Consider the following 15,331-nt stretch of genomic DNA (forward strand, 5'->3'; position numbering starts at 1 on the left):
TATCAAAAATAATAAGAAGACTATAGCAAATATTTTTATGGCTTTACTAGTGCTACAAAATTATCTTAAGGAATAAATATAAACAACAGTTAGTTATAAACCAACTGTTGTTTTTTTGGCCAGAGACTTAATGGCTGCGATTAGCAGCTATATGGGCTAATGAAATTAAGGCTTGTTTGTATTGTGACTCAGGCAGTATGGCAATCGCATTAATGGCTTTATCCGCCTCTTGCTCGGCTTTATCTTGGGTATAGACTAAAGCGCCAGTTTCTTTCATGGCGGCGAGTATATCGTCTAAATGCTCCATACCATCGCCATGCTCAATCGCGCTGCGGATCATACTTTTTTGTTGTTCATTGCCATGTTCCATAGCATATAAAAGTGGCAGAGTAGGCTTACCTTCGGCAAGATCATCGCCAACATTTTTGCCCATGGCTTGTGCATCAGCGGTATAATCCATAATGTCGTCAACAAGCTGAAAGGCAGTACCTAAATGTTTACCATAATTTAGCATGGCGGTTTCTGTTGCTTGATCTTGTTTGGCAATGACCGCAGCAAGTCGCGTGGCGGCTTCAAATAATTTAGCTGTTTTGCAGTAAATAACCTTCATGTAGCTATCTTCTGTGGTATCGGGGTCATTACAATTCATTAATTGCAGTACTTCACCTTCAGCAATGATATTGGTTGCATCGGATAAAATATCCATGATGTTTAAGTTACGTAACTCACTCATCATTTGAAATGAGCGAGAATACAAAAAATCACCTACTAAGACACTCGCGCTGTTACCAAACATAGCATTGGCGGTCTCACGGCCTCGGCGCATATTTGACTCATCAACAACGTCGTCATGTAGTAGAGTTGAGGTATGGATAAACTCAACTATTGCTGCAAGTTGTAAATGCTCATTGCCTTGATAGCCAATAGCTCTTGCCGCTAATACCGTGAGTAGGGGACGCATACGCTTACCACCACCATTAATAATATAAACGCCTAATTGATTAATCAGCACCACATCAGAATGAAGTTTTGAAAAGATAAGATCGTTGACAGCTGTCATGTCTTGTTGAGCCAAAGCTTGGATATTTTTGATATTCATAGAACGTAACAAGTTACCTTAGATATACTTTAGTGTTAGAATACTAGTAATTTCACGGGGTAATTTTACACGAAATTCATGACGATAGAAGTTTTCCGAGTGATAAGTTTTTAGTTTAGTAAAAATAATAATAAATCATTACTTTTATGCTTGCTCTGACTGATTTCTTCGCGTAGAATTCGCGCCCTATAATTTTAAATTTAAGCGTCGTCCCTAGATGATGACGCAGTACGGAGTAGCTATGTACGCGGTATTCCAAAGCGGTGGTAAACAGCATCGTGTAACTGAAGGCCAAACAGTTCGTTTAGAGAAAATTGAACTTGAAATTGGTGCTGCAGTAGAATTCGAAAACGTTTTAATGATCGCCGATGGCGAGAGCATCAATGTAGGCGCGCCTTATATTGCTGGTGGTAAAGTTGTTGCTGAGGTTGTAAACCAAGGTCGCGCTGACAAAGTTAAAATTGTTAAATTCAAACGTCGTAAGCATTCACGTAAAGAAGCGGGCCATCGTCAATGGTTCACTGAAGTGAAAATTACTGGCATTAACGGCTAACTAGGAGCGATTTACAATGGCACATAAGAAAGCTGCGGGTAGTACACGTAACGGTCGTGATTCAGAATCTAAACGCCTAGGTGTTAAGCGTTTTGGCGGCGAAGCCGTTTCAGCGGGTAACATTATTGTTCGTCAACGTGGTACTCGTTTCCACGCTGGTAGCAACATGGGTATCGGTAAAGACCACACTCTATTTGCTTTATCTGATGGTAAAGTACAATTTGAAGTTAAAGGTCCTAAAAACCGCAAGTTTGTAAGTATTGTTGCTGAGTAGTAATACGCAAACTTATAAAGCCCTGCTTTTACGCAGGGTTTTTTTTTGCAGGTAATTTATAGTAATTCGTTACAAATTGTATAAAAAATGACATTTTTCAAAACTATTTGAAATAAATCATTTATAATATGTGGCAGAAAATAAAATTTTGGAGTGTTTTAAAACACCATGAAATTCGTAGATGAAGTAGAAATTCGCGTAGAGGCCGGAGACGGTGGTAATGGTTTAGCCAGTTTTCGTAAAGAAAAATTTATTGAGTTTGGTGGACCAAACGGCGGCGACGGCGGTGATGGAGGTGATGTTTACTTAATTGCTGATGAAAGCTGGAATACGCTAATCGATTACCGTTTTGAAAAATTTCATCGCGCGAAACGTGGTGAAAATGGCAGAAGCCGTGACTGTACCGGTAGAGGCTCAGAAGACTTGTACTTAAAAGTTCCTATAGGTACACGTGCTGCAGATATTGATACCGGTGAGCAACTCGGTGATTTAACTCACCATGACCAAGCTTTACTGGTAGCAAAAGGCGGTTGGCATGGTTTGGGTAATACACGTTTTAAAAGTAGTACCAATCGTGCACCACGTCAGAAAACTGATGGTACCCCGGGCGAAATTCGCAATTTAAGACTTGAGTTGTTGTTGCTTGCCGATGTTGGTTTACTCGGTTTACCAAACGCAGGTAAGTCCACTTTAATTCGTAGTGTTTCGGCCGCGAAGCCAAAAGTAGCAGACTACCCGTTTACTACCCTAGTACCTAATTTAGGCGTTGTGCGCTTAGATCCTCAACGTAGCTTCGTTATTGCCGATATTCCAGGCTTAATTGAAGGTGCTGCTGACGGCGCAGGTTTAGGTACACAGTTTCTAAAACACTTAGAACGTTGTCGTATTTTATTGCATGTGGTTGATGTCATGCCAGTGGATTGTTCAGACCCATTAGAGAATGCAAAAACTATTATTGGCGAATTAGAAACACATTCTTCAGAGCTTGCTGGTAAACCACGCTGGTTAGTCTTTAACAAGTTAGACTTGTTACTTGAAGAAGAAGCAAAAGAAATTACTGAGCGGGTTATTGAAGGCTTAGGCTGGACAGGTGAAGTTCGCAGTATTTCAGCTGTTAACCGCACGGGTACTGACGATTTGTGTCAAGGTGTCATGGGTTTTATTGAAGCCCTTCCACCGGAAGAAGAAGAAGCACCTGTTGATGGTAAAACTGTTGAGTTTAAATGGGATACCTATCACGAAGATACTATTGCAGAACTCGAAGATGATCTTGATGATGAAGATTGGGATGAAGACGATTATGACGTAGAAGTTGAATATCGTAAGTAAGTTCTGATCTAAACTGAGCTGAGTTCAGTTTAAGCCCTAACCATAGGCTTAAACGTCAAAGCAAAATGTTAAAAGGTGGCTTATCTTAGCTGATAAGTCACCAGTATTAACAAAGAAATTCAATATACCTCGTTAAAATTCAATATACCCCGTTAAAATTTATACTGAGCAAATAGGGCAATTAGCTTGCTTTTTTAATGTGAATTTTTGCCACGAATTATGTAAACCATCGAAAATATTTAATTGATTTGTGGCAACTGCATGGCCAGTTAAAAACTTAATGGCTTGCAATGCTTGCATACCACCAATAATAGCCAGTACTGGGCCTAATATGCCGATGGTTTGGCAATTGTTTTCTGGTGGCTTCATATTGGCAGGAAATAAACATTGATAACATGCGCTGTCAGCGATGTTTGGATTAACAAACATATGCTGTCCGTCAAAGCCTGTTGCTGCACCAATAATTAAAGGTTTTTTATGTTTAATACACTTTTGATTAATTAAATAACGGCTGTTTATGTTGTCGGTGCAGTCAAGCACTAAATCAACCAGTGGCAGATAGTAATCAGCCAGTTCTGCATCAAGCATTTCATCGAGCACTTCAATGTTGGTAGCACTATTAAGCTGTTGCAACTTATCTGCACTCGTGTCAGCTTTATTTTGGCCAATATCTGTTTCGGTAAACAATATTTGCCGGTGCAGGTTGCTAAGTTCAATATTGTCGCCATCGGCTAAGTAAATATTACCGACACCGGCGGCATTTAAATAAAGACTAGCAGGATTACCTAAACCACCGACACCGATAATTAATACACTGGCATTCTTAAGGGCTTTTTGACCTTGTTCGCCAATATTTTTTAACATGGTTTGACGGCTAAAACGTAATTTTTCTTGGTTACTAAGCATTGGGTGTTGGCTCCGTAAAATAATAACTATGTACGGCATTGGCTTTAAATTGAATATACACCTTTGACTGTGTGGTTAGCGCCATACGTTTTGCCGACCATAAACTTATTTGGGCGTAAAACTCTTGCTCGCTAGTTTTCAATGTCACTAACGCATTAGTTTTGTTGTATTGTATTACGCTAATGCTTGCGGGTAGGTGATTTACAATCGAGCTGTGCTCCGGTTTGGTTTTATTGATGCTAATATCGCGCGCATAAATAATGCAAGGTAATTGCTGACCAATTAAGCGCTGACTGTTGCTTTGTTCTAGTATGGGTAAGTAGATATTATGGCTTTTGCTCTTTGTTGCCGGTAGTGTCAGTCGAGTTAGGCCGTAATCAGGTAAATGTTCAGCAATAGTTAATGACAAACTGGTTTTAGGGCTAGTTTCACCGCGACTGTTTAGCTGGTGAATCGCTTGGTGAATAGGGGCTACTTGGATTATTTTTCCTGCTGAAAATACCACCAATTGATTGGCGATATATTGTAACTCACTTAAGCTGTGACTGACATAAAGCATAGGTAGCTGAAGCTGTTGTTGAATGGCTTTTAATATCGTTAACATTTGTGATTTAGTGCTTTTATCTAAGGCACTGAAAGGCTCGTCCAATAACAATAATTTAGGCTCGGCTAATAGCGCCCTAGCAATTGATACTCTTTGTTTTTCACCACCAGAAAGCAGCGTGACATTTTGATGCTGTAGTTGGTCTAATTGCGTTAACGCCAGTACCTTTTCAATAGTCAGTTGCCGGTTGATTTGGCGTTTTGCGCCATAAGCTAAATTTTGGTAAACACTTAAGTGTGGAAATAAACGACTGTCTTGAAAAACGAGCCCAATTTGTCTTTTCTCAGCTTTAATAAAACCTTTGTTGTCGCTATCTTGTAGCGCGGTGCCATTTAATGATATTTGGCCTTTTGCTCGCAGTTCAAGGCCGGCGATAACGCGCAGTAAGCTTGATTTTCCTGAGCCAGAATCGCCATAAATACCGGTAATAGCTGAAATGCTAATGTTTTGTTTAATGCTTATTTCAAGATGGCTAAACGTTAATTTAAACGCCAAGGCTAATGTTGAGGGGGCCGCACTTTTGGGCTGTTCAACGGTTAGCTGTTCATCACTTATATCACTTGATTTGTTTGCGTTCATAGTTTCTCTGCCCCTTGCTGCTTTTTATTGAAGTTATTACCCAATAAATAAACCAAAGATAAGAGTAACAAAGAGGCCATTAATAACCCAGCCGAGAGCAGGTGGGCATTAGCGTAATTAAAGGCTTCAACATGATCGAATAAAGCGATAGATAGTACCCGCGTTTCACCAGGAATATTACCGCCAATCATCAGTACCACGCCAAATTCACCCACGGTATGCGCAAAACCTAATGCGGTTGCCGTAATAAAGCTGGCCTTAGTTAATGGTAGTACCACACTAAAGAAACGATCTATCGGACCAGCACCCAGCATAGCTGCTGCCTCAAGGTGGTGTTCACCTAGCTGTTCAAAAGCTTTTTGTAAGGGTTGTACGACAAAGGGCAGTGAATAGAGTACTGAGCCTATAACAATGGCGCTAAAACTAAAGGCGAGCTGGCTGCCCGTAGCACTTTGCCATAACTGCCCTGGTAAGGAGGTTGGTGAAAAGGCTAACAGTAAGTAAAAGCCCAATACGGTTGGCGGCAATACTAAGGGTAAAGCGACCACGGCTTCAAAAAATACTTTGAATCGACTTTGCCATTTTGCTAAATACCACGCCATTGGCGTACCTATTATGAGCAAGATAACTGTAGTCACCGCTGCCATTTTCAAGGTGGTGATAAGCGCGAGTAAGTCGGCTGAAATATCAGTCATATCGTGTATTGACCTGGCTATTTTTTTCTATCAATCGTATTGATTTTATCGGCAAATAACCGAGTTCGACTAATTTCTCTTGGTTATTTTTCTGTAAAATAAAATCACTAATTCGCTGTGCTAATTTGACTTGTTGGCTAGATTTAATAATTACTAATTGCTGGGCAATGGGCTGATAATATTCAGGTGGAATAATGATCCCTTGATATTTATTCATGGCCAATTGGCTGTACGCCACAATACCAAACGGCACAGCTTGACTGCGAACTTGTTGAAAGGTTTGGTTGATATTCATGCCGGTGATTAAATTGTTTTTAACCTGCGGCCAGAGCGATAATTTTGTTAACGCCTGTTCAGCAGCCTTGCCATAGGGAGCGGTATCTGGATTGGCAATAGCTAACTTACCGGAATAATGATTAAGCTCACTTAAGCCAGATAATGCTTGAGTAGCTGACCACAAAGCAATTTGCCCGTAGGCATAAGTTCTGCGACTGTCGGCTATTATTAGCTTTTCTTGTTCAAGTAATTCAGCTCGCGTTGAATCGGCAGATAAAAACAAATCAAAGGGTGCGCCGTGTTTTATTTGCAGATATAACGTACCGGTCGCTGCGCTGATCATTTGAACGTTAATAGCGTCTTTGTTGGGTAGGTTAGCCAGCAATATTTTAAGGGCAGGCGCAAAGTTTGCCGCTACCGCGATACGTAAGGGCTTAGTTTGTTTTGGTTTGTCGAGTGCACAAGCGTAGCTGGCTTGTAAGGCCAGCCAAATAACGCATAGCGGGAGTAACTTTTGTCTTAACTTTTGTATTAGTTTTGGCATTAGCTTCTGCATGAGTGCTATCGATATAGCTGATGCTATGTAAACTTTAGGTGCGGCACAAAGTTACAGGGGCGATGACTAGCATCCAGTTGCTCAACAATTAATTTGTCCCAAGCCGTTTTACAAGCGTTGGTTGAACCGGGTACAGATAGAATGACTGTACTATTTGCCATACCACCAAAGGCACGAGATTGAATGGTTGAAGTGCCAATTTCAGCTAAAGAAATCGTTCTAAATACTTCACCAAAACCTTCAATGTCTTTGTCAAATAAAGGTAATAACGCTTCCGGTGTATTATCCCTTGCGGTAAAACCCGTGCCGCCAGTGGTCAATATTACCTGTATAGCCTCGTCAGCGATCCATTGAGAAACTACAGCGCGTAGTTGGTAAACATCGTCTTTTGAAATTTCTTTAGCGGCTAAGTTATGGCCTGCTGCTTGTAATCGTTCAACGAGTGCTTGGCCCGAGGTGTCGTTATGCTCTTCTCGGGTATCTGAAACAGTTAATACGGCGATATTTAATGGTACGAAGCCATCGCCACAATGAATAGAAGATTTGCTAGACATGAGATTTCCTTTGCAAAGATAATAAATGTTGTGCCTGTTGCCATTGCTCAGGCGTATTGGTGTTAAATAAACATTTGCTGTTTTTTGGTGTAACCACCTTATGCGGAATTTGTGCTAATAAACTGCGCACAGAAGGCCCAGTTAAATTTCGCTTACTGGCTGCTTTATCCGCACTGACTTGTTCATGACTAAAGCTTGTTTTTGACTTTAATGGTGAATAAGGATTTGATGAAGCTTGTGAGTGCGGCTTGGTTAAAAGTTGTTGAAAAAACTGTTCAACAAAGGCATTAACCGGTAAATACAAGGGCAAGTAATTATCAGTAAAATAGCAAGCTTGGTGACTCAATTCGCCCACTTGCTTTAATCTTGCAAGTTCTACCGAGGTCATTAAAGGTAAATCTACCGGTAAAATTAATAGTGCTCGGGGTTTAAATTGTTTGATAATACTTTGAATACCACCAAGGGGGCCGAGGTTGGCAACAAGATCGTCAATACCTTGTTCACCACCACTAATCAGTACTTGTGAACTGCCGGCAGCTTTGAGTAAAGACATGCTGTAACTGAGCATGTCTTGTTTTTCCCGTTGCAAGCTGGCTTTATCTTGTCCCATACGGGAAGATTTACCGCCAGCTAAAACCACACCTAAGCAGGGTTGAAATAAGGTATTTTCCACCGCCATTAACCGCCCAACATAGCTAAGTTTTTCGTTGCGCCAGTCAACTTCTCATGTAAAAAGTGCGTTTCCTTTTTATCAGTCAACATGCTGGTGATAGCCGTTTTTAAAGGCTCAACATCATCACTTTTCAAGTAGTCTTTCAACGACAAGCCTTGTTCAGTAAATAAACATAAATGTAACTTACCTATGGCGCTTATTCGTAAGCGATTACAGGTATTACAAAAATCTTTAGAGTAAGGCATGATCAAGCCAATTTTACCGGCATAGTCAGGGTGGGAAAACTCCTGTGCGGGCCCTGCCGCCTTGTCATTAATAACTGGTAACCAGCCATCTAAAATCAGATTTTGTTTTATGCGTGAGCCTTGCACGTGTTGGGCATCAAAAAATTCTTTATTATCACCCGTTTGCATTAATTCAATAAAGCGTAAGGTAATGGGTGTGTCTTTTAACCAGGCTAAATAACTGGCGATGTCGTAGCCATTATATTCACGCATTAATACGGTATTAACCTTAACATCTATATTACCTGCCGCCACTGCCATATCAATACCTTTGAGGATATGTTTAAGCTTGTCGTGGCCCGTAATAGCATGAAATTGTCTTGGGTCTAAAGTATCAATACTAATATTTATGGCATCAATACCGGCATCTATCCAAGCAGGTAAATGTTCAGGAAGTTTGTAACCATTGCTGGTGATAGCAACCTTTTTAATGCCAGGTGTTTGCTTACATCGGGCAATAATTTCAGGTAAGTCTTTACGTAAAGAGGGCTCACCACCGGTAATACGAATTTTTTCCGTACCCATAGCAGAAAACGCTGAAGCTAAGCGGGTTATTTCAGGCAGTGTAAGAAATTTTCTATCGTTATCACATTGATAGCCATTGGGTAAACAATAGTCGCAGCTAAAATTGCATACGTCAGTGATTGATAGGCGCAAGTAATAAAACTTGCGACCAAAGTTGTCTGTTAACATGTCACCTTTCCAATGTCGGGAGGTTAACAAGTTTCCTTACTAACCCTGGCAAACTCAAATTCAAATTTGGTTTACGGCTAAAACAGCATGTTAGTTGCACAGCAACTAATTTAGCTAAGATAGCTCGGCGAAAAAAAAATAATATTTTATATCATCTATCTAAATATTTTATATCATCTACTTACAAGCATAGTATGATTACGATCACTATAACAGACAAAGACCTTTGTTATAGTAAATGACATTCAATAATATAATTATTATTGAAAAATTAGATAACTCATACCATTTGATTAAATCAGTGATCACCTTTTTCATGAGAAAAAATGAAGAAATACAAGTTATAAAACTGAGTCAGTAGTTATGCTACTTATAAGTTTTATAACGCCGTTTTTTTTCATTTAACCATTAAAATGAACAGGTAATTAATCAACTTGGTATAAAGTCAAATGTTGCTTAATTGCGCTATTTTAATGCGTTTAGTTAAAGCTAGAAATATAAAACACAATATAAGTTGGAAGAGTTTATTATGGTTGATTGTTATTCTGCACCCGGATTAATGCCCTTTGAACAAGCACTAGAAACAATGCTAGCGGCTATTACCCCAATTACTGACATTGAAAATATTAGCTTAGCAGCAAGCTTAGGTAGGGTTTTATCAACAGATATAACTAGCCCAATTAATGTGCCTCCGCATAATAATTCCGCTATGGATGGTTATGCTTTCGCCCATGCGAGTTTGGCCAAGCAAGCATGCTTGAGTTTAGCTGGTCGCTCTATGGCTGGGCAGCCTTTTGCAGGGGTTTGTGGTGCAGGTGAATGTATTCGTATTATGACGGGCGCTAAAATGCCTGCTGGTTGTGATAGCGTAGAAATGCAAGAAAATTGCCAAGTAGTAGGCGAGAGCGTTAAATTTTTAGGGCAGAGTAAATTGGCTGACAATGTACGCTACGCCGGTGAAGATATTAAGCAAGACCAACTGGTTTTTACTCAAGGTCGGCGTTTGTCTGCTATTGATATTGGTGTATTAGCTTCTCTTGGTATTAATGAATTAACTGTATTTCGCCAGCTTAATGTCGCGTTAATTGCCACAGGTGATGAGCTAAAAGCATTAGGCGAGCCTTTAGGCAGTGGTGATATTTTTGAAAGTAACAGTTACGCGCTAGCGGCAATGTTAAGTAACTTAAACGTTAATGTCATTAATTTTGGCGTGATTGCTGATGATGAAAATGCGATAAGATCGGCATTTATTCAAGCGGATGCCCAAGCTGACGCCGTTATTTCCTCTGGTGGTGTGTCGGTAGGTGACGCAGATTTTACTAAACTCGTGCTTGAACAAATTGGTGAAATTGCCTTTTGGAAAATAGCGATGAAACCCGGTAAACCCTTTGCCTTTGGTAAATTGCCGAACAGTGTGTTTTTTGGCTTACCGGGGAACCCCGTTTCTGCCATGGTAACCGCGGATATTTTAGCCATGCCAGCGCTGATTAAATTACAAAATTGCCACTCAACACCGGCAATAACCTTAAAAGCAAAAACTATCACTGATTTAAAAAAGTCACCCGGGCGCATGGACTTTCAGCGCGGTTTACTCTCTTATGACAACACAGGTGAGTTAATGGTTAATAGTACAGGCAGTCAAGGCTCTGGTATTTTAACCAGTATCTCGTCGGCCAATTGTTATATTGTCTTACCGGCTGAGCAAGGTCGAGTACCGGCTGGAAACGTAGTCAATGTTCGCTTGTTTGAACGCTACTTTGCGTCATAATTTATACCAAGTAGCATTCAAAAAAACCTACAAGGGATAAAAGTGTCACAAACTATTTACTTTATTCCCGGTACTATGTGCGATCAGCATTTGTGGTCGCCTGTATGGCAGCTGCTACAAGAGCAATGTCATGAAGATCACCAATTAATCTCTTTGGTGATCCCCAATACCGGTTGTATGGATGAAGTGGTGAGTGCTTTGTCAGAAAAAATCGTTGAACATAAGGCGATATTAGTTGGTTTTTCATTAGGCGGTTATATTGCGAGTGCCATAGCGTTAAAGCTCGACAATAAAATTAAACACTTATTAATAGTATCTAATTTTCCAAAAAATTTACCAATAACAGAAATGAAACAGCGCAAACGTACTACTGATGGTATAAGTCAGCGCGGTTATTGTGGTATTCCAGATAAGCGTGTTGATGACTTATTACACCCAGAAATTAAGCAAATTAATCGACAAGGTTATCAAGGTATAAAGCAAGTTATCGTAGCGATGGACCGCAAATTGGGTGTTGATGTCTTATTGCATCAACTCAGAATTTCTATGCATAGGCCCAACTTATTACCTAGTTTAACTCGATTATCCTTACCTATTACTTTGCTAGTTGGTGATGCGGATAACTTAGTTGATCTTGCTTCATTAAAGCAAGAACTGCGCGGTGTGAGTCATGTTGTGTTAAAAGAAATACCCCATACTGGCCACATGTTACCATTAGAATCACCTCAAGCTTTGGCCACAATACTAATGCATTTGTTGGCTAGCTAATGCTACTTTTTGTCAGCTGCCAAGTGGTTAATAATTTAATTGTCTAAAGCTGTGTTTGCCTGAGCGAAAGCGTGTAAAATAGCGACAATTATTTTTTACCTTAGGACTTTACGTTGAGCGACAGCAAATTTTCATCACTTAGCTTGCAACCGGCACTTTTAGAAAACCTTTCATCAATGGGTTACCATGAGATGACAGAAATACAAGCGAAAAGCCTACCAGCTATTTTAGCGGGACAAGATGTTATTGCCCAAGGTAAAACTGGCTCTGGCAAAACAGCCGCATTTGGTCTTGGCCTTTTGAATAAACTACAAGTTAAAAAGTTTAGAATTCAAACCTTAGTACTTTGCCCGACACGCGAATTAGCCGACCAAGTAGCGAAAGAAATTAGAAAGCTAGCAAGAGCAGTGCATAACATTAAAGTACTAACTTTATGTGGCGGTACACCGTTTGGCCCGCAAGTGGGTTCATTGGAACATGGCGCACATATTATTGTTGGCACGCCAGGGCGAATCGAAGATCATTTAGGCCGTGGTACCTTGTCATTAGAGCATGTTGATACCTTAGTTTTAGATGAAGCGGACCGTATGCTTGATATGGGTTTTCAAGCGGCTTTAGATAACATTGTGGCTAAGATGCCTCAGCAAAGACAAACCTTATTGTTCAGCGCTACGTTTGCGCAACAGATCCAAAAAATAGCCAATAGCTATTTGCAAACACCAGCCGTAATAAAGGTAGAATCAAGCCATGAAAGTAGCACTATTTCACAGCATTTTTATCAGGTAGAAAGTGATGAAGACCGCCTAATGGCGATTCGTTTACTGCTGTTAACTCATCAGCCTGAGTCGAGCGTAATATTTTGTAATACCAAAGTAGAAACGCAGAGTGTGGCTAATAAATTGGCTGCCTATGGTTTTGGTGTTGTCGCCCTACATGGTGATTTAGAGCAAAGAGACCGAGATCAAACTTTAGTACGTTTTTCGAACAAAAGTGCCTCGATACTGGTTGCGACTGACGTTGCCGCTCGTGGTTTAGATATTGAAGCGCTTGATGCGGTATTTAATTATCATATTGCCCACGACAGTGAAGTTCATATTCACCGTATTGGTCGTACCGGTCGTGCAGGCAGCACGGGCTATGCCTTTTCTTTATTTAATAAAAAAGACAGTTATAAAATTGGTTTATTAGAAGATTACTTAGAGCGCAGTATTGAAGGCGAAGAATTGCCCAGTAGTGAGGCCTTAGAGCGCAGTATATTTACGCCAAAAATGACTACAATACAAATTGATGGTGGTAAAAAGCAAAAAGTGCGACCAGGCGATATCGTCGGTGCATTGACCGGTGAGAATGGCATAACCTTTGAGCAAGTGGGTAAAATCCAACTAGGCGCAAATTGGGCATATGTCGCTGTAGATAAAATGGTGATTAGAAAAGCGTTAAATAAATTAACCCATGGTAAGTTAAAAGGCCGCACTTTTAGGGTTAAAGAATTAAAATAAGACTGTTCCCCTAGCATATCCAGGTGACTAACCAGGTACTCAGTGGCAAATTTGAGTACCTGCGATGGTGACCATGCTATTATTATCAAAGCATAGTTCTTAGTGTTATCACTTAAAATCCACCTTGATTTTTCAATGATTGTTACAGCAATAACATTTATATTAAAACCAATGTAACGCTCTAAACATACTGCAATTTCATTTGCGCCATGTTTCTCAGCAGAGTAATAATATCTCCCAAGGACTATTATTACTCACGGGCCATCACTTACTAACCATTAGCCACTACTTTCATTGTAAGGGTTTTGATTAAGTTACTTTGAAAAATATGAGTTCATGCCGATTTACAGTGCTTAACAAGGGCTATTTCAATGTACTTATCTATAACACTTTGCTGTTTATATTAAACAAAATGGGCAACGCAGATAAATTTTACGATACCAGGCTTTATCCCGGTTGACCTTGTTATAAATATTAACGCATAGTAAGGTCATATATTGTACGATAAGCACGATGAAAATAGTGCGGGTTAATAATAGCCTTTGGTAATTTAAAGTAATCAGGGTATGATACTGTTAATATATACAGTTGTTGCTACTACTGTGGTGGTATATGCATAGTTTTATTGCATCATAGCAATGAGTCGAGTTTGGTAAATAGTTAAATAATAGTTAATTAAGGGATAATAATGGCAGTTGAAAGTCGATATGTCGTCATAAGAAAAGCTGTAGAGGTAGAAACATTCATGGATAAAAGAGCCGCAGATGAATACGACAAAATGCTTGATATTGCAGATGGTTTATCTGATATTTTTGAACAAGCACCTGTCGATCTTTCAGAAAGTATCCGTGAAGAACTGAGTGTTTATTTAGCGCAAAACCGTGAAGATGTACTCGTTGCGTTACAGGCAAAAAAAGCTAAAGTTGTCAGTAAAAAATCCGCTGGCAGCAGTCAAAAAAAGACTAAAGACACAGTAGAGTTAGCTAATGATACTGTTGAAGCTGATAGTGTTAAACCCACAACTGAGCAAGTAAAAAAGTCTAAAGCAGCTAGTGTTAAAGCGAGTAGTAAAGCCAAATCTGACGCTGCTTAGTACCTGCTTCAATACCAGTCGGTGTGAAAGCAACTTATGAATAACTTTGCTCCTCTGAGCTAAAGTTTAGTTCGTCATAATATGACAGTATTTTTTATCACAAGTTGACTAATCAAAGTATCACTTAACTTGATATTTTAGGATGGCGTTTTGGAATATCAACTGATACGTAGTTCGCGCCGAAAGACTATTGCGTTACAAGTCAGTAACGCAAAAGTTATTGTTAGAGCGCCAAGGTTTGTTAAAACAACTTATGTTGAGCAAATTATACAAGCTAAATTGCCGTGGTTGCACCAAAAGGTCGCCGAGCAAAAAGAAAGTATAGTGCTGAGCCCTCATTTGACGCTGCAATTTTCTGATGAAGCACTAGGTAAGCACCCAAGCGTATATATTGATGGTTTGCCTCATAGCGTGCTTATTGATTTTGGTCAGAAAAACGTTATTCACAATAAGTTAGCACAAAGTTTAACCGTTGTGCTTAACCCTCGCTATAAACCCCACGCTCTAAACTCAGCTATGGTTAGCACAAAAATAAAATCACAAATCGAATGTTGGTTTAAAGCCTGTGTTGAAGACTATATTGAGCATAATCTTGTGATTTTTTCACAACAAATGTCGCTGCATGCCTCGTCATTTAAAGTGAGAAAATATAAAGCACGTTGGGGAAGTTGTAATAGCCGCGGCGAATTGAGTTTTAATTATTTATTGAAAATGTTGCCTACTTGGGTGATTGACTATGTCATTATTCATGAATTGTCTCATTTGGAGCACATGAATCACTCGACAAAATTTTGGCAATTAGTAGCCAAGCATTATCCAGAATATCAAAGTGCCAAGTGTTGGGTGCAAAAACACCAAGCCTATCTACAGTGGTTCTAGTCACTTAAATACCGCACTGTCGGATCTTCGTTTAGTTGTATTGGCAAAAAATAAAATTATTTCTGAGGGTGTTTTTCTGTTTTTACTGAGCAGGGAGAAATCACTTTGAGTGTAAATTATTACGTATTACCCCATTTAATTGTCAGTTTTTGTGTCACCAACAAAAGCAGTGTTGAAGACTTGATGAGTCGTCTAAAATCACCTTTATTAAGCACAAAAATGTCAGTGTTAATCACAGGTGCTAAGTTA

The 15,331-nt window shown here is 39.7% G+C and carries 16 protein-coding genes and 1 riboswitch; of the genes, 8 read left to right on the top strand and 8 right to left on the bottom strand.

What is annotated here, in order from left to right; all coding sequences use genetic code 11:
- Positions 1 to 127: 127 nt before the first annotated feature.
- Positions 128 to 1,099, bottom strand: a complete 972-nt coding sequence (gene ispB, locus H4J46_RS10370; protein WP_182233429.1) for an octaprenyl diphosphate synthase — start codon at positions 1,097 to 1,099, stop codon at positions 128 to 130.
- Positions 1,100 to 1,340: 241 nt separating this feature from the next.
- Between ispB and rplU the strand changes: the two genes are divergently transcribed.
- The 3 genes from rplU (at position 1,341) to cgtA (ending at position 3,255) form a co-directional block, all read left to right on the top strand.
- Positions 1,341 to 1,652, top strand: a complete 312-nt coding sequence (gene rplU / locus H4J46_RS10375) for a 50S ribosomal protein L21 (protein WP_077285540.1) — start codon at positions 1,341 to 1,343, stop codon at positions 1,650 to 1,652.
- 16 nt (positions 1,653 to 1,668) lie between these two features.
- Entirely contained in the window at positions 1,669 to 1,926 is a 258-nt protein-coding gene (rpmA, locus tag H4J46_RS10380) for a 50S ribosomal protein L27 (protein ID WP_182233430.1), read from the top strand.
- 168 nt (positions 1,927 to 2,094) lie between these two features.
- The gene (gene cgtA / locus H4J46_RS10385; RefSeq protein ID WP_182233431.1) at positions 2,095 to 3,255 is read left to right on the top strand and encodes an Obg family GTPase CgtA; all 1,161 of its coding nucleotides are present in this window, start codon (positions 2,095 to 2,097) and stop codon (positions 3,253 to 3,255) included.
- A 159-nt stretch (positions 3,256 to 3,414) separates the two neighbouring features.
- On the opposite strand, the gene H4J46_RS10390 is transcribed toward cgtA, so the two are convergent.
- The 7 genes from H4J46_RS10390 to moaA form a co-directional block, all read right to left on the bottom strand.
- Positions 3,415 to 4,161: a HesA/MoeB/ThiF family protein gene (locus tag H4J46_RS10390; protein WP_182233432.1), complete on the bottom strand. Its 747-nt coding sequence runs from the start codon at positions 4,159 to 4,161 to the stop codon at positions 3,415 to 3,417.
- Entirely contained in the window at positions 4,154 to 5,344 is a 1,191-nt protein-coding gene (gene modC / locus H4J46_RS10395; protein WP_182233433.1) for a molybdenum ABC transporter ATP-binding protein, read from the bottom strand. The genes H4J46_RS10390 and modC overlap by 8 nt, the downstream gene beginning before the upstream one ends.
- Positions 5,341 to 6,039: a molybdate ABC transporter permease subunit gene (gene modB / locus H4J46_RS10400; protein WP_182233434.1), complete on the bottom strand. Its 699-nt coding sequence runs from the start codon at positions 6,037 to 6,039 to the stop codon at positions 5,341 to 5,343. Before modB ends, modC begins: the two co-directional genes overlap by 4 nt.
- Positions 6,032 to 6,859 carry a molybdate ABC transporter substrate-binding protein gene (modA, locus tag H4J46_RS10405; RefSeq protein ID WP_182233435.1) on the bottom strand — a complete coding sequence of 276 codons (828 nt, stop codon included), beginning with the start codon at positions 6,857 to 6,859 and terminating at the stop codon, positions 6,032 to 6,034. The genes modB and modA overlap by 8 nt, the downstream gene beginning before the upstream one ends.
- 35 nt (positions 6,860 to 6,894) lie before the next feature.
- The gene (moaB, locus tag H4J46_RS10410; protein WP_182233436.1) at positions 6,895 to 7,425 is read right to left on the bottom strand and encodes a molybdenum cofactor biosynthesis protein B; all 531 of its coding nucleotides are present in this window, start codon (positions 7,423 to 7,425) and stop codon (positions 6,895 to 6,897) included.
- On the bottom strand, positions 7,418 to 8,104 hold the full coding sequence (locus tag H4J46_RS10415; protein WP_182233437.1) for a molybdenum cofactor guanylyltransferase: 687 nt from the start codon (positions 8,102 to 8,104) through the stop codon (positions 7,418 to 7,420). The genes moaB and H4J46_RS10415 overlap by 8 nt, the downstream gene beginning before the upstream one ends.
- Positions 8,104 to 9,075 carry a GTP 3',8-cyclase MoaA gene (gene moaA / locus H4J46_RS10420; protein WP_182233438.1) on the bottom strand — a complete coding sequence of 324 codons (972 nt, stop codon included), beginning with the start codon at positions 9,073 to 9,075 and terminating at the stop codon, positions 8,104 to 8,106. Before moaA ends, H4J46_RS10415 begins: the two co-directional genes overlap by 1 nt.
- Positions 9,062 to 9,217: riboswitch (molybdenum cofactor riboswitch) on the bottom strand. (Overlaps the previous gene by 14 nt.)
- Before the next feature lie 387 nt (positions 9,218 to 9,604).
- On the opposite strand from moaA, the gene moeA reads away from it, so the two are divergent.
- From moeA to H4J46_RS10445, 5 genes are all read left to right on the top strand, one after another.
- On the top strand, positions 9,605 to 10,843 hold the full coding sequence (moeA, locus tag H4J46_RS10425; RefSeq protein ID WP_182233439.1) for a molybdopterin molybdotransferase MoeA: 1,239 nt from the start codon (positions 9,605 to 9,607) through the stop codon (positions 10,841 to 10,843).
- 42 nt (positions 10,844 to 10,885) lie between these two features.
- Positions 10,886 to 11,611, top strand: coding sequence for an alpha/beta fold hydrolase (locus H4J46_RS10430; protein WP_182233440.1), 726 nt, complete (start codon positions 10,886 to 10,888; stop codon positions 11,609 to 11,611).
- A gap of 113 nt (positions 11,612 to 11,724) precedes the next feature.
- Positions 11,725 to 13,110 (top strand): ATP-dependent RNA helicase DbpA, encoded by a 1,386-nt coding sequence (gene dbpA, locus H4J46_RS10435; RefSeq protein WP_182233441.1) that lies wholly within the window; start codon positions 11,725 to 11,727, stop codon positions 13,108 to 13,110.
- Positions 13,111 to 13,798: 688 nt separating this feature from the next.
- Complete coding sequence (locus H4J46_RS10440) at positions 13,799 to 14,203, top strand: YebG family protein (protein ID WP_182233442.1); 405 nt, start codon at positions 13,799 to 13,801, stop codon at positions 14,201 to 14,203.
- Between the two features lie 150 nt (positions 14,204 to 14,353).
- The gene (locus H4J46_RS10445) at positions 14,354 to 15,082 is read left to right on the top strand and encodes a M48 family metallopeptidase (protein WP_182233443.1); all 729 of its coding nucleotides are present in this window, start codon (positions 14,354 to 14,356) and stop codon (positions 15,080 to 15,082) included.
- Positions 15,083 to 15,331: the final 249 nt, after the last annotated feature.

The organism is Colwellia sp. MB02u-6, assembly GCF_014077095.1.
Taxonomy (GTDB): Bacteria; Pseudomonadota; Gammaproteobacteria; order Enterobacterales; family Alteromonadaceae; genus Cognaticolwellia.

Coding starts and splice junctions, on each gene's coding strand:
- ispB (WP_182233429.1), bottom strand. CDS start 1,099: ATGAATATCAAAAATATCCAAGCTTTGGCTCAACAAGACATGACAGCT.
- rplU (WP_077285540.1), top strand. CDS start 1,341: ATGTACGCGGTATTCCAAAGCGGTGGTAAACAGCATCGTGTAACTGAA.
- rpmA (WP_182233430.1), top strand. CDS start 1,669: ATGGCACATAAGAAAGCTGCGGGTAGTACACGTAACGGTCGTGATTCA.
- cgtA (WP_182233431.1), top strand. CDS start 2,095: ATGAAATTCGTAGATGAAGTAGAAATTCGCGTAGAGGCCGGAGACGGT.
- H4J46_RS10390 (WP_182233432.1), bottom strand. CDS start 4,161: ATGCTTAGTAACCAAGAAAAATTACGTTTTAGCCGTCAAACCATGTTA.
- modC (WP_182233433.1), bottom strand. CDS start 5,344: ATGAACGCAAACAAATCAAGTGATATAAGTGATGAACAGCTAACCGTT.
- modB (WP_182233434.1), bottom strand. CDS start 6,039: ATGACTGATATTTCAGCCGACTTACTCGCGCTTATCACCACCTTGAAA.
- modA (WP_182233435.1), bottom strand. CDS start 6,859: ATGCCAAAACTAATACAAAAGTTAAGACAAAAGTTACTCCCGCTATGC.
- moaB (WP_182233436.1), bottom strand. CDS start 7,425: ATGTCTAGCAAATCTTCTATTCATTGTGGCGATGGCTTCGTACCATTA.
- H4J46_RS10415 (WP_182233437.1), bottom strand. CDS start 8,104: ATGGCGGTGGAAAATACCTTATTTCAACCCTGCTTAGGTGTGGTTTTA.
- moaA (WP_182233438.1), bottom strand. CDS start 9,075: ATGTTAACAGACAACTTTGGTCGCAAGTTTTATTACTTGCGCCTATCA.
- moeA (WP_182233439.1), top strand. CDS start 9,605: ATGGTTGATTGTTATTCTGCACCCGGATTAATGCCCTTTGAACAAGCA.
- H4J46_RS10440 (WP_182233442.1), top strand. CDS start 13,799: ATGGCAGTTGAAAGTCGATATGTCGTCATAAGAAAAGCTGTAGAGGTA.